At 59.5% G+C, this 16,001-nt stretch carries 16 protein-coding genes; 14 read left to right on the forward strand and 2 right to left on the reverse strand.

Annotation, left to right across the window (positions count from 1 at the left end; all coding sequences use genetic code 11):
* The first annotated feature begins 395 nt into the window (after positions 1–395).
* The 14 genes from AXW84_RS00095 (at position 396) to AXW84_RS00155 (ending at position 13,012) form a co-directional block, all read left to right on the forward strand.
* The gene (locus tag AXW84_RS00095) at positions 396–770 is read left to right on the forward strand and encodes a plasmid mobilization protein (protein ID WP_157886707.1); all 375 of its coding nucleotides are present in this window, start codon (positions 396–398) and stop codon (positions 768–770) included.
* The gene (locus tag AXW84_RS00100; RefSeq protein WP_082773593.1) at positions 767–1,714 is read left to right on the forward strand and encodes a relaxase/mobilization nuclease domain-containing protein; all 948 of its coding nucleotides are present in this window, start codon (positions 767–769) and stop codon (positions 1,712–1,714) included. Before AXW84_RS00095 ends, AXW84_RS00100 begins: the two co-directional genes overlap by 4 nt.
* A gap of 122 nt (positions 1,715–1,836) precedes the next feature.
* Positions 1,837–3,849: a conjugal transfer protein MobC gene (gene mobC / locus AXW84_RS00105; RefSeq protein ID WP_068227112.1), complete on the forward strand. Its 2,013-nt coding sequence runs from the start codon at positions 1,837–1,839 to the stop codon at positions 3,847–3,849.
* Entirely contained in the window at positions 3,846–4,214 is a 369-nt protein-coding gene (locus tag AXW84_RS00110) for a hypothetical protein (RefSeq protein ID WP_068227113.1), read from the forward strand. The genes mobC and AXW84_RS00110 overlap by 4 nt, the downstream gene beginning before the upstream one ends.
* A 138-nt stretch (positions 4,215–4,352) precedes the next feature.
* Entirely contained in the window at positions 4,353–6,881 is a 2,529-nt protein-coding gene (locus tag AXW84_RS00115) for a DUF4099 domain-containing protein (protein ID WP_082773594.1), read from the forward strand.
* 78 nt (positions 6,882–6,959) lie between these two features.
* Positions 6,960–8,363, forward strand: coding sequence for a toprim domain-containing protein (locus tag AXW84_RS00120; RefSeq protein ID WP_068227117.1), 1,404 nt, complete (start codon positions 6,960–6,962; stop codon positions 8,361–8,363).
* 499 nt (positions 8,364–8,862) lie between these two features.
* Complete coding sequence (locus AXW84_RS00125; protein ID WP_068227119.1) at positions 8,863–9,774, forward strand: ArdC family protein; 912 nt, start codon at positions 8,863–8,865, stop codon at positions 9,772–9,774.
* A 223-nt stretch (positions 9,775–9,997) separates the two neighbouring features.
* Complete coding sequence (locus AXW84_RS24215; RefSeq protein ID WP_157886708.1) at positions 9,998–10,135, forward strand: hypothetical protein; 138 nt, start codon at positions 9,998–10,000, stop codon at positions 10,133–10,135.
* A 34-nt stretch (positions 10,136–10,169) separates the two neighbouring features.
* Positions 10,170–10,583 carry a hypothetical protein gene (locus AXW84_RS00130; protein ID WP_068227121.1) on the forward strand — a complete coding sequence of 138 codons (414 nt, stop codon included), beginning with the start codon at positions 10,170–10,172 and terminating at the stop codon, positions 10,581–10,583.
* 32 nt (positions 10,584–10,615) lie between these two features.
* Positions 10,616–10,918, forward strand: coding sequence for a hypothetical protein (locus AXW84_RS00135; protein WP_068227123.1), 303 nt, complete (start codon positions 10,616–10,618; stop codon positions 10,916–10,918).
* A gap of 219 nt (positions 10,919–11,137) precedes the next feature.
* Positions 11,138–11,671 carry a hypothetical protein gene (locus AXW84_RS00140; RefSeq protein WP_157886709.1) on the forward strand — a complete coding sequence of 178 codons (534 nt, stop codon included), beginning with the start codon at positions 11,138–11,140 and terminating at the stop codon, positions 11,669–11,671.
* A gap of 3 nt (positions 11,672–11,674) precedes the next feature.
* Entirely contained in the window at positions 11,675–11,875 is a 201-nt protein-coding gene (locus AXW84_RS00145; protein WP_068227126.1) for a hypothetical protein, read from the forward strand.
* A gap of 27 nt (positions 11,876–11,902) precedes the next feature.
* Positions 11,903–12,580 (forward strand): hypothetical protein, encoded by a 678-nt coding sequence (locus tag AXW84_RS00150; protein WP_068227128.1) that lies wholly within the window; start codon positions 11,903–11,905, stop codon positions 12,578–12,580.
* Between the two features lie 48 nt (positions 12,581–12,628).
* Positions 12,629–13,012, forward strand: coding sequence for a hypothetical protein (locus AXW84_RS00155; RefSeq protein WP_068227130.1), 384 nt, complete (start codon positions 12,629–12,631; stop codon positions 13,010–13,012).
* 996 nt (positions 13,013–14,008) lie between these two features.
* On the opposite strand, the gene AXW84_RS00165 is transcribed toward AXW84_RS00155, so the two are convergent.
* Both AXW84_RS00165 and AXW84_RS00170 read right to left on the reverse strand, forming a co-directional pair.
* Positions 14,009–15,073, reverse strand: coding sequence for a chemotaxis protein CheB (locus AXW84_RS00165; protein ID WP_068227134.1), 1,065 nt, complete (start codon positions 15,071–15,073; stop codon positions 14,009–14,011).
* 273 nt (positions 15,074–15,346) lie between these two features.
* Positions 15,347–16,000 (reverse strand): response regulator, encoded by a 654-nt coding sequence (locus AXW84_RS00170; protein WP_068227136.1) that lies wholly within the window; start codon positions 15,998–16,000, stop codon positions 15,347–15,349.
* Position 16,001 lies beyond the last annotated feature (1 nt).

Genomic DNA, 16,001 nt, shown 5'->3' on the forward strand with positions numbered 1-16,001 from the left:
ATGATTTTAATAGGTTGTTATATTTGTTAACCGGAGACGAGTAAAACTACCTAGAAAAGAGCTTGAAAAACTATCCTACTACAAGCCTAGAAAAAAACGAAGTATGTTTTTCACTAAACATACTACCAGACATAAAATCTACAAATCATATTTTTTATCAAAATACAAGCTTTCATACTTATCAAACATATTTTGTATCAATCTATTAGAACTGTTACGTAGCAGTTCTGATAGATTGATACAAAATATGGCTCAATCAGCTCACCTAGCAGGCCCGATTTTGGGTGCTCACGGAAGCGCTTTGCCAACTCGCTAAAATACCCCTAACGTATCCAGCAAGCCATGACTTTGTAGCCACAAACCTTCGGTTTGCGCCTACAAAGTCAACGGAGAAATTGACGCAAGCTATTTCTCCTTGTCTTGCTGAGAACATCGCAGACCATGTCAATATGGAAGAGCCAGAACCGCAGCCACCGCGGGAAAAAGTGAACAAGGAAGTAGTAAAACGCTTCCGTGCTACCCCCGAAGAGGTAAAGAAAATGGAAGCTAAGGCCAGCCAAGCAGGCCTCAGCTTTTCGGAGTATTGCCGACGGGTAGCCCTGGACAAGCAGATAGTTGAGCGGGTGCCTGTCGAACTACGCCGACAGCTGGGCGGGGCCGGCAACAACCTGAACCAACTCACGAAGCTGGCCAATGCCGGCAAGCTGCCAGGCGTCGGCATTGAGGCGCTGAATGAACTAGTGAACCGCTTACTGGAGACGTTGCGATGATAGCCAAGACTGTTACCGGGAATGATTTTACGGGGGCCTTGGAGTACGGCGCGGGCTTGCGTTCCGACCGTATCAACAAGCAATCGGAGCTGCTAAGCGTGGCTAACGTGGGTAGCCAGGATGCGCGCCAGATTGCGGCCGAGATGCAGGCAGTGGCCAGCATGAGCAGCCGGATTCAGCAGCCGGTTTGGCACACGGTTTTGTCGTGGGCCCCTGGGGAGAAAGTCACCCGCGAGCAGAAGCTGAAAGCTGCGGCCCTCTACTGCGAGCTGATGGGCGCCAGCCTGGAGCGGCACCAGGTGGCGGTTTACGAGCATAAGGATAAGGAGCACCCCCACGTACACATCTACATCAACCGCGTGCCGATGGACGGTGGGGCGGCGCTCGACACGAGCCAGAACTACGCCCGCAATGTGAAGGCTACCCTAAAGATTCGGGAGCAGCTGGGCCTGCAAGCGCTGCCCGAGCGCCGGCACACCACCAAAGACCTCGACCCCGGCAAGGAGGCGACGCGGGGCCACGTGCGCGAAGTGCTCACTGCCGCCCTGGCTGACCCACGCATCAACTCGCTCGAAAAGCTGGTGGCGCACCTCCAGGAAAAAGAGATTGAGCCCACGCTGAAGCGCGACGCCAAGGGCGTGCTGGTGGGTACCAGCTTTCGGTACCAGAAAACCAGCGTGAAGGGTAGCGATGTCGGGATAAAGGCCAAGCAACTGCGCGACCACTTTAGCCCATTCGGCCGCGAGGCCCTGCGCACGGCCGACCAGGCGCGGCCCGGTGCAGGCGGCCCAGACCCAGGCCGTGGCCAGGGTACAACGCCGGCCGCTGGCCAGGCCGGGCCGCTACTCAGCTTCGAGGAGGAGGGTAGCGAGGGCGCTGGCGTCGATGATGCCGAGCGCAACGAAAATACGGCGAAGAAGCGTCGCCGGCGACCGGGCTTATAGGCCAAAATCACCTAGCCGTCACCTAACAAGACGGCCACCAGAGCGCCAGCAAGGCAGGTTCTAGGGCTTCCAATCACATACCCACTACCTAAGATTTCCTCTCACCCCTCACCCTAATCCTTATGGAAGATGAACGCGCAATGCGTAAAATCATGGACTTTATGCGCCTGATTAGCGTCGCCCTGGTGCTGCTGCACCTGTACTACTACTGCTACGGTTACTTTACTCAGCAGCATCTTACGGCCGCCTGGCTGGGCAATATTCTGGCCCGATTCAGCACGAAAACGGCCCTGTTTTACGCGCCCTACGTGACCAAGGGGGCCGCCGCTGTGTTTTTGACGCTCTCCTGCCTGGGCACGCGGGGCAAGCTCAGCGAAACGCAGACCTGGCCGCCCATCCTGGTGTACCTGGTGCTCGGGGCCGGGGTGTTTTTCGGCAACGGTTTCCTGCTCGCCTTGCCCGCCGCCCCGGCCCTGGTCACGGCGCTGTATGCCGGCACTACGGCGCTGGGATTTCTGCTGCTGCTGCGCGCCGGCAATCTGCTGAGTCGGATGCTGAAAGTGAACCTTATGGGCGACATTTTCAACCTGGAAAATGAGACGTTCCCGCAGGAGGAGCGCAAGATGGAAAACGAGTACTCGGTGAACCTGCCCACCAGCTACCAGCTCCAAAAGAAGCAGCGCAAGGGCTGGGTGAACATCGTCAACCCGTTCCGGGGTACGGTGGTGTATGGCACGCCGGGCTCGGGCAAGACCTTCGCGGTCATCAACCAATTCATCAAGCAGCACCTCAACAAGGGCTTTTCGATGTACGTGTACGACTTCAAGTTTCCCGACCTGAGCACCATCGTGTACAATGAGCTGCTGAAGAACCAGGACAAGTACGCCGAGCCGGTGCAATTCTACGTCATCAACTTCGACAATCCGACCAAGAGCCACCGCTGCAACCCGCTGCTGCCCTCGATGATGACCGATATTGTCGATGCCTACGAATCGGCGGCCACCATCATGCTGAACCTCAACAAGACGTGGATTCAGAAACAGGGCGATTTCTTCGTCGAATCGCCCATCAACTTCGTGGCCGCCATCATCTGGTTTCTGAAAATCTACGAGGGGGGTAGGTACTGCACCTTCCCCCACATGATTGAATTTCTGGGCCGCAAGTACGAGGAGATGTTCCCCATTCTGGGCTCCTATTCCGAGATTGAAAACTACGTGCGGCCCTTCATCGATGCGTTCGACGGCGACGCCCGCGAGCAGCTGGAAGGCCAGATTGCCTCGGCCCGCATTCCGCTCAGCCGCATGGCCAGCCCGCAGCTCTACTGGGTGATGAGTGGCAACGATTTCACGCTCGACATCAATAACCCCGACGAGCCGAAGGTGCTCTGCGTGGGCAACAACCCCGACCGGGAGGTGATATACGGGGCCGCCCTGGGTCTCTATAATGCCCGCCTCGTGAAGCTGGTCAACAAGAAGCACAAGCTCAAGTCGTCCATCATCATTGACGAGCTGCCGACGATTTACTTCAAAGGCTTGGATAAGCTCATTGCCACGGCCCGCAGCAACAAAGTGAGCACCTGCCTGGGTATTCAGGATAAATCTCAGCTGGACCGCGACTACGGCAAAGCAGAATCGACGGTAATCCAGAACACGCTCGGCAACGTAGTTTCCGGCCAGGTGACGGGCGAGAGTGCCGAGGCGCTATCCAAGCGGTTTGGGCGTATCTTGCAGAAACGCCAGTCGCTGAGTATCAATAGTAAGGACACGAGCAGCAGCATTTCAACGCAGCTCGATAGCATGATTCCGGCCAGTAAGATATCGGGCCTCACGCAGGGTACTTTCGTGGGGGCCGTGGCCGACAATTTTGGGGAGGAAATAGAGCAAAAGGTATTTCACGCCAAGATTTTAGTGGACGTAGCCAAGATAAAACGTGAAGAGGAGGCTTACCAACCTATCCCCGACATCACTAGTTTTGCGAATTCCGCGACAGGGGAGGACGAGACAGAACAAATAATCCGCGCTAACTACAACACTATCAAGGCCGATATTGCCGCTATGGTTGTGAGCGAGCTAAGCCGGATTAAACGTGACCCTCTTCTGACGCATCTAGTGAAAAGTAAACCCGCGAAGGCATGATAAATAGAGAACAGATAGGTAAGAGACTCGCCCAGCTGCGCGACGAGTTGGCTTGCCCAGGGGAGGATGCCTGGTCGCAGGTGCGCCTGGCGGAGGAAACCGGCCTCACGCGCAACGTGGTGGCCCGCCTGGAGCAAACCTTCTCGGGTAGTATCGAGGTCTGCCTAACTATTCTCTTTTTTTATCACCAGCGGGGCTACAATATAAGCTGGATTATCCTCCCTGATAATACAACGGTTTCAAAGATGGCATTAAGTGATACTACGCGAGCCATTGATGCGCATCTGGTAGAATCAAAATTAGCAGAATTTAAGCAACTACTTGCTAAAGAAGTAGATAGTTTGTTAGAATGCTTAACAACGTAGTTTATAAAATGATTCTCTAATGAGAAATAAAACGATTAACTATTGAAAAATGAGAATTCAGGTTTAGGCTTGGTATATTTGTTTCTAGTAGCCCTTGGAAGGCCGGGGTGAGAATGCAACTAACTTACTAACAGCACTATGTCTGAGCAGAATGAACAAAAGGTCGGGAGTGGGCAGCAGGTTACCCCACCTGCTGCTTCGCCCACCACTTTAGAAGAAACCCGCCGCCAGTTTGTAGAAGCTGCGGACTGGGCCAGAATACCCCTGCTAGCGACTGATGGCACCGGCAAAGCCAATACGCAGATGCAGGATATAGCCGCTGCCGTAGAGCAGGGCGCGGCGCTGACCCCCAAGCAGGTGCAGCAGACCAAGGATGCTATTAAGTTGCTCGATAGCAACGAGATTGTTAACACACGCCCCATTCTGCAACAGCTAAAAAACAGCTTTGCGGTGCTGGTTAGTCCCGAAGAAAAGCAGCAGGTGCAACAGCAAGCCGCGCCGGCCGCTAAGGTGGCCAGCCGAGCCCCTGCGCCAACGCAGCCGCCAGTACAGGAGGCGGCCAAAGCAGCCCCGGCCCCCGCGCAGATAAAGCCCGCCACTAGGCCAGCGGCCAAGACGAAGGTGGCGGGTGATGACCGCGACGACTTTATCCGCAATGCCCTGCCGGTGGCCGCCGCCCTGCGCAAGAGTGGCAAGCCCGAGGAAGCGAAGCAACTGGAGCTGGTGGCCAACGCCATCCTGCAAACGAAGTCGATGGAGCAGGCCCCGGCGCCGGCCCAAGCCCAGGCCCCCGCCAAAGAAGAGTCGATAAAAGACCTGCTGGCCAACGTTTACAAAGCCATCGACCAGGACCCGGCTTTGAAAAACATGCCGGAGGCCAAAGACCTGCGGCGGGCCGGCAACAAGCTGGACAAGGACGGAATGCTCAATATCACCGTTCGCAACGGGGTAGTGGTGAGCTTCGTCAGCAACTTTACCGACAATTTCACCCGCACCCAGCAGCTGGGCACGGCGAAGCCCGCGCCGAAGCCTACCGTGACCCAGGACGCGCCCGCACCTAGTGCCGCTGCTCAGCCGGTGGAGGCCCCCGCCGCCCAGGTAGCCGCGCCCGCGCCACAGCCTGCCCCCGCGCAGCAAGAGTCCCCGAAGTTCCAGGCTTACCCCGCCTACGACAGCTATGCGCCTTCGACCGAAACGGGCATCATCGAAAGCCGCAAGGCGGTGGGCCAGGCAAGCCCACAGCTAAACGTGGCCATTACCAGTCAGGGGGAGTTCGGTATCAACCCGCAGGTGAATCAGCAGCGGCTCATTGGCGACGGCATTGCCAGCCTGGGCAAGTTCTTTGATTACCAGCTGCCCACGTCGGGCCACAAGATTGCCCACGTCGGGCTAGCCGAGCCGGGCCAGATGAAGCAGACGGAGAAGGGCTGGGAGGTAGTGACTAAGGGCAAACTTGCCCTGACCGATACTCAGGGCAACGTATTCAAGCCGGAGGTAGGTCCCGCGCAACAAATAGCGCCCACGCCAGCCGCCGCGGTGGCCAAAGAGGCCCCGGCCGTTGCCCAGGCTGCGCCAGCGCCGGCGGCCCCGAGCCGTGGAGAAATTATCTACTCCGCTGCCCCGCCCATGTCGGATGGTGTTATTCGAAAGGATGTGCTGAGCCGCCAGCCCGCGCACTACTCCATATTTCAGATTCAGGTAAACCCCCAGGATAGCAACCGCGCCATTTTGCTGCCAGCTCCCGGTGCCGATGGGCGCCTGGTGAACTCGCTGCGGGATAGCATGGATAACGCTTACCACCTGAGTGGCCGGCCCGAGCCTGGTAAAACCTTCTTGGCCGTTGAGACGCCTACCCAGCTGGAACGCACGGCCGACGGCTGGCGCGTGACGGAAAAAGGCCTCGTAGGCTTCAGCGCGACCGAGACGGTGTACCAGGCGCAGCAGCCCGCTCCGGTGCAGCACCAGGCTCCGCAGGTCGCCTCGCAGCCCACGCCGGCGGCCCAGTTCACGCGGGCCGATATTTCGGCTGAGGAGCTAGCTAAGGTGGGTGTGCAGGTGGCTGATTTGGAAAAGTCGGGCCAGCTGCAAAAATTACTGGAAGGAAAAAAGACGGACCTGCTGCCATTTGTGCTACCAACCTCCGATGGGGTAGCCGTGCCCTTCGAGGCCAAGCTCGTGCTGCAACGCGACGCCCAGGGCGTGGCGAGCCTGCGGGTGGACTTGCCCAAGCATGAGCTGGAGATTCCCAAGCAGATTCTGGGCAAGGAAATCACGCCGGCCATGCAGGTGCAGTTGCAGGCCAACGGCGTGGTACCGCTGGCCGAGGGCTTCCAGGATGGCAAAGGCCAGTCATTTGCCGCCTACCTGGCCGTTGACAAAGAAATGAAGCGCGTGGTGGCCGTGCGCCGCGACGGCATCACGGTGCCCCAGGAGGTGCACGGCGTGAAGCTGAGCGCCGAGCAAGCCAAGCAGCTGCTTGAAGGCCGCCCGACGCGCATTGAGGGCATGACCAACAGCAAGCAGCAGCTGGTCGATGCCACGGTGCAGCTCGACCCTTTAGCCCGCAAGCTCACGTTCCGCGACTCGCAGCCCCGCGCCGCGCAGGAGCAAAACCAGAACCAGAACTACACCCAGGAGCCAGCACGCCGGCGCGGCGTGCGCTTGTAGCCTGCCCGACTAGACCAGAAAATCAGCCCTTGCGGATGCAGGGGCTGATTTTCTGTTATTACCCTACTTCTCTTTCACATGCAACAGCCCCGCGAACCTGAACTCAATTTTAATCAAGTCAAGAAGGACATCAACTTGGTTGATTTAGTGCTCACCCTCGGCTACCAGCACAACCGGGCTAAAAGCGGCGCGGATATCGAAAAAGGCAAGTTTCACACCTTCGATTACAAGGGAAAGTCTGGGCTAGACCAGGTGATTATTTATAAGGCACCCTCGGGCGACTACCTCTACTTCAACCGGGCCGATGACCGCGACAAAGGGAGCGTCATTGACTTCCTCAAGCACCGCATCGAGAATCCACGCATCGATGGGATTACTGCCGCCCCCGGCAAGAATATCTGGGCCAGCGTGATTGAAAACGCCAAGCGCTTCCTGAACCTGCCGGCTGCGGAGCGCCACACCAGCCACCAGTTGCAGCAGCGCACCGAGCCGGTGCAGCGCGGCGACAGCTACGTGCCCGATTTCCTGCGCCTGACAACACCCCTCACCGATACAGCCTATTTGAATGCGCGGGGTCTGAGCCCCGAGACGCTGGCCAGCCCCTTGTTTGCCGGGCGCATTCTGAACCACGTGCACACCGGGGTGAGCAAGGATGGCCGCGCGTACAAGTTCGTCAATACCGCGTTTCCGCAGCTGTATAAGGACAGTATTGTCGGGCTGGAAATCAAGGCCAACGGGTTTAAGGGCCAGGCCGCTGACTCCCTCAATTCGTCGGCTCTGTGGCTCTCCAATACGAATTCCAGAACTACCACGCTGGTGGTCGCCGAGAGCGCCATCGACGCGCTTTCGCATTACCAGCTCAAGCAGCCCACCAACGCGCTGTACGCCTCCACCTCGGGTCAGCTGACCGATAATAAGGTGACGGAAATCAAGCACCTGGTCGAGAACCACAACCTTAAAACGGTGAAGCTGGCGCTCGATAATAACCTGGAGGGGCATGTATTTGATACTCGCCTGATTGTGGGCCTGGCGCGCCCCGCCACCCCGATGGGCATTGTGCGCACCTTGCCCGGTTTGCTAACGGTGGCCATCCACTCGGTGCAGGACGAGCCCATCAGCAAGCTGCACCGCGAGGCGAAGGCCTACAACCAGCGCGTGACAGACGAGTACCGCAAAGTAGCCGGCCCAGAGGGGCCCGCGTCGCCCACGCTGGAGGCCGAGCTAATCAAAGCCGGTAGGGTAGGGGACCACAGCTACCAGTTCCACGTGCCCAAGCGACTCGAAACGCTGGCTTTCTTCAACCAGGCGCTCATCAATGTTTTTCCGATGGTGGCCAAGCTGGAGCTGGATAAGTCACGGGCCAACGACTGGAACGACGAGTTGAAAAACAGCCTGAAGGCCCCCAAAAACGTGGTGGCCCCGGAGCCGGACCTAGGCAAAGAGCCCCCCGCGCCGACTGTGCGCCGTGGCCCTCGCCTGTAGAAGTTCTTCTTATCAAAGGTCTAATTTACACGCTAAGCACCAAAGAGTAAGCAGGCGTAGCCCTAGGCTCTGAATCTGCCTCAGTGCCCCCTACAGCAATGCCCATCTCAGAAAGACCTTGCCGCTTCGGTAGGGTCTTTTTTATGAAACGTGGACCAGGAATTTTGCAATTGTAAAAAGGAGGCAACTTATAAAATCTATCCTTTGGGCGGGTGGCCGGGCTGTCCAGGGCTCCGCTTCGCTGCGGTGCTGCGCACAGCTCCCGCTGGTCGCTCCCTTCCCATCCCTACCGCGAACAAAGGAAGGTTCAGATAGCAGGTGTTAGTGACTACAACAATCCGCATTGACTGGAAAAGAGAACAAAAGGGGAAAAAATCACTAACCATGCCATAAAAAGATGTAGAAAATACCTAAATAAAGATGTAATTTATGCAACATTAAAAAGGTGTTTTGCGTTTGATAAGTATAAGTAGCAAGCACAAAACCAACACTTTAAACCATGAAAAGCGCCGCACCCTTTGCCCCCCGCACCGACGTTTACGAAGTGATTACTAACCGCATTATTCTTGCGCTAGAGAACGGCGTAACGCCGTGGAAGCAGGGCTGGAACGCGGCCCACGGTGCCCCCCGGAACTACCGGAGCAAGCGCGTTTACCAGGGCATCAACGCCTTTTTGCTGGGGATGCTGAAATACGAGCAGGCGTATTTTTTGACCTTTAATCAAGCCCGCGAGTTGGGCGGCTGCGTGCGTAAAGGAGAGAAGGGGATGCCGGTCGTTTTCTACAAGGTAGGTAAGAAGGAGGACGCGAAAGGCCAGGAGAAGAAGGTAGCCATCTTGCAGTATTCCACCGTCTTTAACATTGCGCAGATTGACGGGGTAGCGTGGAGGTTGCCCGAGCTGCCCAGCCGGGAGCACACGCCCCAGGAGGCAGCCGAGCAGATACTAACCGGCTACGTGGGCGGCCCCCGCATCAACCACGGCGGCAGCGAAGCCTTTTACCGCACGAGTACCGACCTAGTGACTATGCCTGAGGCAAGCAACTTTCACACGGCCGAGGACTATTATTTGACTTTCTTTCACGAGTTGGCCCACAGCACTGGCAACAGCAAGCGCCTTGACCGCGCCACGCTCACTGAGAAGGCCGATTTTGGGAGCGAGACCTACGCCAAGGAAGAATTAGTAGCCGAGCTGAGCGCCGCCTTTTTGGGCAATGCGGCCGGCATCGATATGAGCCTGACCCTGCCCAGCAGCGCCAGCTATATAGCTAACTGGTTGCAGGCCCTTCGCAACGATAAGCGCCTGGTTATTTCCGCCGCCAGCCAGGCACAGAAGGCCGCAAACCACATTCTAGGAGTAGTGCCCAGCTACGAAGCCGGCGAGGCAGCCGAGCCTACCGAAGCCCCAGAGTAGCCCAAGGGCAGCAGTCCGGCCGGAGTCATCCGGCCGGACCCAGGGCAGGCAAACAAGAGGAAGATTTTGCAATTGTAAAAAAGGAACAAGAGGGAGAAAAGCCACTTTTCGTGCCAAAAAAGATGTAAAAACTACGTAAATAAAGATGTATTTTGTGCAACTTTATAGGAGCATTATTCGTTTAGTATATATAAGCAACCTGCAAATAAACAGTCTTTTAACTATGGCTTTTGATTTTTGCGACTTCGCTCCCGGTGAAGTGTCAGCCGACCGTTACGACCCCGCCGACGAAGCCGACCACACCCCGCCCCAGGTAAGCGCCGCCGACATGGCCGCATGGGAAGCTAACCCTTGGTTTTAGTCTCTTTTTTTCTACTCCTAGTCAATCCTACATCATGAAAGCCACCACCACCACCCGCCCCGCCCGTCGTATTCCCGCCGTCCGTTTGGAGCGCATGAGGACTACCGCTGCCGCCAAGAAGGCCACCGCCGCTGCCGCGTGGGAAGCCCGCGAGGATGCCCGCCAGCAGCTGCTGGCCCCCTTGCCCGAGTTCGAGGCCGCGCCCCGGCTTACGATGTTGCCCGGTGGGCTCCATTGGTCGGGCCAGGGCCAGGTGCCGCCGGTAGGGGCCACGGTAACGGTAAGCCGCGAGGGCCACGCCGAGCTGGCCCAGGTGAAGGCGTATTGCCACGCAGCGGGCTTTTTGGGATTGGTCGTCGAGGTGCAGCAGCCAGTGAAACGCGCCCGCCGCCAGCCCAGCCCCCGCGCCGGGTGCGTGTTCGGCAGTCAGTTGGCCCTAGCGGCTTAGTTCTTTTCCTACTCCCTTTTTACCCCGCCGCCATGCCGCCCCAAGCCCGCACCCTGACCCCTGACCAGGCTATTAAGTTGGCCCAGGAGAATATCCAGAACAGCCATTTTATTACCATTACCACCTGCTTGGGCCAGGTCGATGTACCGGCCAGCTTTGCCCAGGTGGGCGGGGGCGGCATTACCAGCCCGGACGGGCTCCACTACTCGCAGTGGAGCAACGAGAAGGGCGACTTGCTCATACTGTTCGCTGGGTTGGGCCTCTTTACCTACGTGCTGGCCTATGAGCGGATGTCCGAAGGGTTGCGCCAATACCACTTACAGCCGGACGACTAGGGCCAGGACGACTAGCCGGCCATACTCCAATTTTTACAATTGCAAAAACAGGCTATGATAACTCCCGCTCCCGCTCCGCAGCAGCCCCAAATTAGCCCCCTTGATTGGGTAGGCGACCCCGGCCAGTGCCCCAGGTTTGTAGGTTTTTCCACTCGCGCCGGGTTACCGGCCGACCTCATTTGGTCGGGTAGGGGCGAGGTACCGGCCATCGGTGCCCGCGTGTATATCCACCTGAACAGCTTCGGCCCGGCCGAGGTGAAAGCCTACTTTCACGCCGATGGGTATTTGGGCGTAATCTGCCAGCCGGACAAGATGCCCGTTCGTTTAGAGGCCCACGGCGTAACGCAAGGGCACTTTTTTGGCATTGAGCTAGCGCCCCGGAAGGTCGCGCCGCAGCCCCTTTCGGTTTGCGAGGCCTGCGAGCAGCTAGACCGCCAGCACTACCGCAGCCAGCAGCGCCAGGCCCGCAAGCTGTTCCCGAAAGCCAGCGATAAAGCCCTGCGCGAATCTTATTGCGCCCCGGCATTGCAGGTGCTCGAATGGGCTATGGAGGCCACGGCCACCGCCAGGCGGGCCGCCGAACTGGCCGAGGCTGAGCAGGCACTAAGTCAGGCCGAGGAAGCCAACGGCAACGACCCCGGCATTAATCGGTCGGACGACTTGATACCCGAATACCCGCCCCAGGAGGGCGGCGAGTTGACCGACGACAACCAGGATAGCGAAGAACACCCGCAGGACGAGCAGCGCGACTAACCGATGCTGCCATTCCGTGCCCACGTTCGCCGGCAGGGTAGCCGGTGGGCGTGGGAAGTGCGCCAGGGGCGCGGGGCCACCAACAGCCGCCGCGCCGGCACCGCTGCTACGCGCAGCGAAGCCATCCGGGCCGCCTTCCGACCAACCCCCGCCCGCGCCGGCCAGGAGCCGCCCGCGCATCAGGCCCGCCAGCAGGCCGCTTAACCCTATTTTTTACAATTGCAAAACCGTATGTTACCGAACCTTCTCGCCATCGAAACCCGCGCCGGCCGCATTGCCATTGGGGCCACCGTGCGCAGCACCCGTTACCGCGACGTGCAGGGCAGTGTGACCGCCATTTATTGGAATGGCTACGCCTACACTATCGAGGTAAATAACCGCCACAGCGACGACGCGGGCCAGTACGAGCTACTTTCCCCGCCCACGCACCAGGGCTTTAACTACATCAACCCGAACACCCAGCAACTGCTAAGCGGCAAGTTCGAGGTGCTGCTGCCAGGGGAGGGCGACCGGATATATTTTGCCGACACCGCCGAGCAGGCCATTGCCCTACTCGCGGCCACCATCGGCCTACGCGACCAGGCGCGGGAAGTCGAGTATCTGAAGCAGCGGGCCGAGGCTGGCCCCGTGGACGAGCTGCGTTGGCGCGGGCAGGCCGTGGGCAGCATCGTTGGCCAACTCGCTTACGTGAGCACCGGCAAGCAACACCCCGCGCCCAAGTTTCTAGTGGGCCACCAGGTGCATTTTTTCAGCCCGCACACAACCCACACAATTAGCGGGTTGGCTCTTTACAAAGACCGTCTGAACTACGGCAAAACGCAGTGGCACTACTTCTACGAAGGGGCCAAGGGCAGCCACCACCCCATGAGCGAGGCCCACACTACAGCCGCGCCGGCAGTCGCCGCCTAGCCCTAGCGGCCCGTTCCCCCATCTTTTTTCCCCTTTTGTTCTTTCGTTATGGATTACCCTACCCCCCAGGAAATAGAGGCCAAGGCGGCTGAACACGGTTTTCGCGTTGGTGCCTACGTCCACATGAGCACCGGCACCACGGACACGGCCGCGCCCATCCGGGAGTTTTCCAGCCTTAACGGCCAAGTGCAGGCGGTTTGGATGGGCGGCGCTTGCCGCAACTTGTTGGGTGAGTTGCGCCTGAGCAGCCAGCACCGTTTGCGGTACCAGTTCCCGGCCGGCTACGAGTCCTTTGTCAGCCCGCAACTCGTAGCCAAGGCCTGCCGCCAGGCCGGCAGCAGCGCGGCCACTGAGGGCTACACCGCCGCCAGGGTGCAGGGCTACAGCAGCGCCGGCACTAAATGGTGGTGGAATTTTTATTGCTTCGCTTGACAAGAGTCAGGCGACCGACTGACGATTGTCAGGTAACCGACTGAAGCAGGCTGGTAATTTTAGGTCCCTGTCCGGGCCGTTACCCCGGCACCACCGGCGAAGGAGCGGCGGGAACTGCCCCGTGGGCCCCGCGTGCCGTTGCCCCTTGGATAGGCCTGCTTTTAGCCCTAGTTCTCATGCCAGTACCTTCGACTTTTTCCACGCAGCCGGGTTGCTCAACGGTGCTCTTGGTGCTATTGCCGGTGGCTACGTCGGCCGCGGCGCGAGCGAGCGGCGACCCGCGTGGCTCTCGACGGGTTACAGCGGCAATTGGGAACGGCCATCAAGGTGCTGCCCGTCGACGCGGCCGACCACCCGGCCGTCGTCCATAGCTTCGACGTCCAGGACCTGCCCACTTGCGTGCTGCTCCGCCACGGCGTGGAGTTGTGGCGGCAGCCGGGGTTGCCCGATGGCGCAGGCCTCGCGGCACTGCTGTTGCAGTTGGACCCGAGAGCGGCCACCAGCCCGCTTTTCTCGGGCAGCCCACCGCTAAAATCATGAATAAGCCCGCAAACAACGCCAAAAAACGACATATGCACGGACGTGCCGGTGCCTGTGGGGCGCTTTGCTGGCACATTTGTGCGGTGTACGATGGGCCATGCGGGCGCAATTACCCGCCGCGCTACTGTCGCGGGAAAGCCTTACCATAGTAAGGGCGGGCCTGCTAGCCGCCGGTACTGGCGTGCAAGTGTTGAACACGCTGGGCCGGGTACTGGCCGCGGCCGACGCTTCAGCACGGCCGCGCTACCGGGCGGACTGGCTCCGGCGTGTACGTGGTGCGGGGCGCGGGCCACGTTCAGGTCAGCTCTGTCTTGAAACAAAGTTTTGCGCACCCTAATGGAATCTTAGTGCAACCCCGGGCTGCCCTTTTTAGCTAGACTACCTCAAGCGGTTACCTTCGCTCAACAACAGCACTAGTTGATTCAGTAAGCAGGGAAGCTGACAGGCACAATCGGCCTACGCCAGCTTTTTGCGCTCAAACTGCAAGTCGCCGCTCAGGGCCTCGTGCTTGAGGATGGAGTCGTGCACCACGCGGGCCTGCTGGCCGGTTTCGTCGGCTTTGCGAAAAAACAGCGCGGCCACGGGGTCCTGGTGGTCGTCGGCGAAGTGACGGCCCAGGTTTTGCAGCAGCATCTTGGTTTCTTCCAGGCCGCGCATCGACTGGTAGAGCAGGCCCTCGACCGACTGGGTGACTTCGCTGAGCAGGGCGCTCACGGTGTAGGCGTGCCCGGTGTGGCAGCGGTAGCGAATCAGCTTTCCCTCAATCAATTGAGTCAATGCCCCGTGGCAATCGGGGCAGGTGAAGGGCGTGAGCTTGCCCTTGTCGATGATGCCCAGCTCGAAGCCCCCGCCCTGCTTGGCGATGGTCAACTCAATCTTGAGCAGGTCCAGCGCGGCGGCGGGCAAGCGGGTTTTGGCGGGGGCGCGCTCCCGGGTGAGGCGCCCCAGCAGCGGCCCCAGCTGGGCCAGGGGCACCACGTAGTCGGCCGCTACAAATTCGAGGGCGTTAGTGGGCATGGACGGCTGCTCGGCATCGTCGGGCTCCTGCACGATGGTCAGCCCGCCCATGCGCTGCACGCTCCACAGGCCGGAGGTGCCATCGTCGAGGTAGCCGGTGAGCACCACGCCAATGACCCGGGGCCCGTAGGTGTAGGCCGCCGAGCGAAACAGGGCGTCGATAGAGGGGCGAAACCGGTTTTCCTTGGGTCCCCGCGTCACCAGCACCCGGTCGCCTTCGAGCAGCAAGTGGTGGTCGGGCGGGGCCACGTAGATGACGCCGGCCCGGACGGTTTCGCCGTCGTGCGGGTGCCGGGCTTCCAGGGCCGACGCCGAATTGAGCAGGTGCGGCAGCAGGCTCGGCGAGTCGGCCGCCACGTGTATGACTACGAAAATGGGCGCCGGAAAATCGGCCGGCAGGGTTTTCACCAGGGCCAGCAGGGCCGCTACCCCGCCGGCCGACGCGCCGATGACGACAATGTCCCGGTGGGAGGGCTGTTTTTTGGTGGGGCGCGGCGTGGTCATGGCGTTTGCTTATTAGTTGGGTGGGCGGTGGGTAAAAAGGGCGTCGGGCAACGCACAACAGGATGCCCTAACTAGGGAATAAGGCGGCTATTTAGGGCACCCATCCAGGCCGTCATGCTGAGCCTCTACCGCGTCGTCTAGGCCGTTCAACGAAGCGGTAGAAGGCTTCGACAAGCGGACGCCAGATGAGCGTGAGGGTTTAGTAGAAAATTTGAAAATCCTACTATCACAGACTCAGGTAAACGAGGTCCGTGAAACCGCCCCTAGTAGCCATTATTTCTGAAGTAAGCCTTGCTCCATGGCGTACTTTACGAGGGCCGGGGTATTATTGGCCCCGGTTTTCTCCAGCAGATGCTGGCGGTGCGTCTCGACCGTGCGCCGGCTGGTGAAGAGCTGGTCGGCGATTTGCTGGTTAGTGAGCCCGGCGGCCACTAGTTGCAGTATTTCCCGCTCCCGGTGCGTCAGGGGGATACCGGGAGCCGCATCGGCGCTCGGGCGGTTGGGCTCCAGGAGGAGCATTTTCTCTAACAGGCCCAGCCCGATTTCGGAGCATAAGAACCGCTTGCCCGCGGCCACGCCTTGCAGGGCGGCCACTACCTCGTACTTGTCGGCGTTTTTGAGCACGTAGCCGTGGGCCCCCGCCGCCAGGGCCTCGCCGATGGTGTGCTCGTGGGTCATCATGGAGAGCAGCAGGATGCGCAGGTGCGGGTGCTCGACGTGGAGGCGGTGGGTGGTGGCCAGCCCGTCGAGCACGGGCATGTTCAGGTCGAGCAGCACCACGTCGGTGGCCACGGTGGGCAACTGGTCGAGCAGCGCCTGGCCGTTGCTGGCTTCGCCCACCACCTCGAACAGCGGGTCGGCGGCGAGCAGCGTGCGCAGGCCGTCGCGGATGAGGGGGTGGTCGTCGACGATAAAAACGCGAATCATA

This window comes from Hymenobacter sp. PAMC 26628 (genome assembly GCF_001562275.1).
Classification (GTDB): Bacteria; Bacteroidota; Bacteroidia; order Cytophagales; family Hymenobacteraceae; genus Hymenobacter.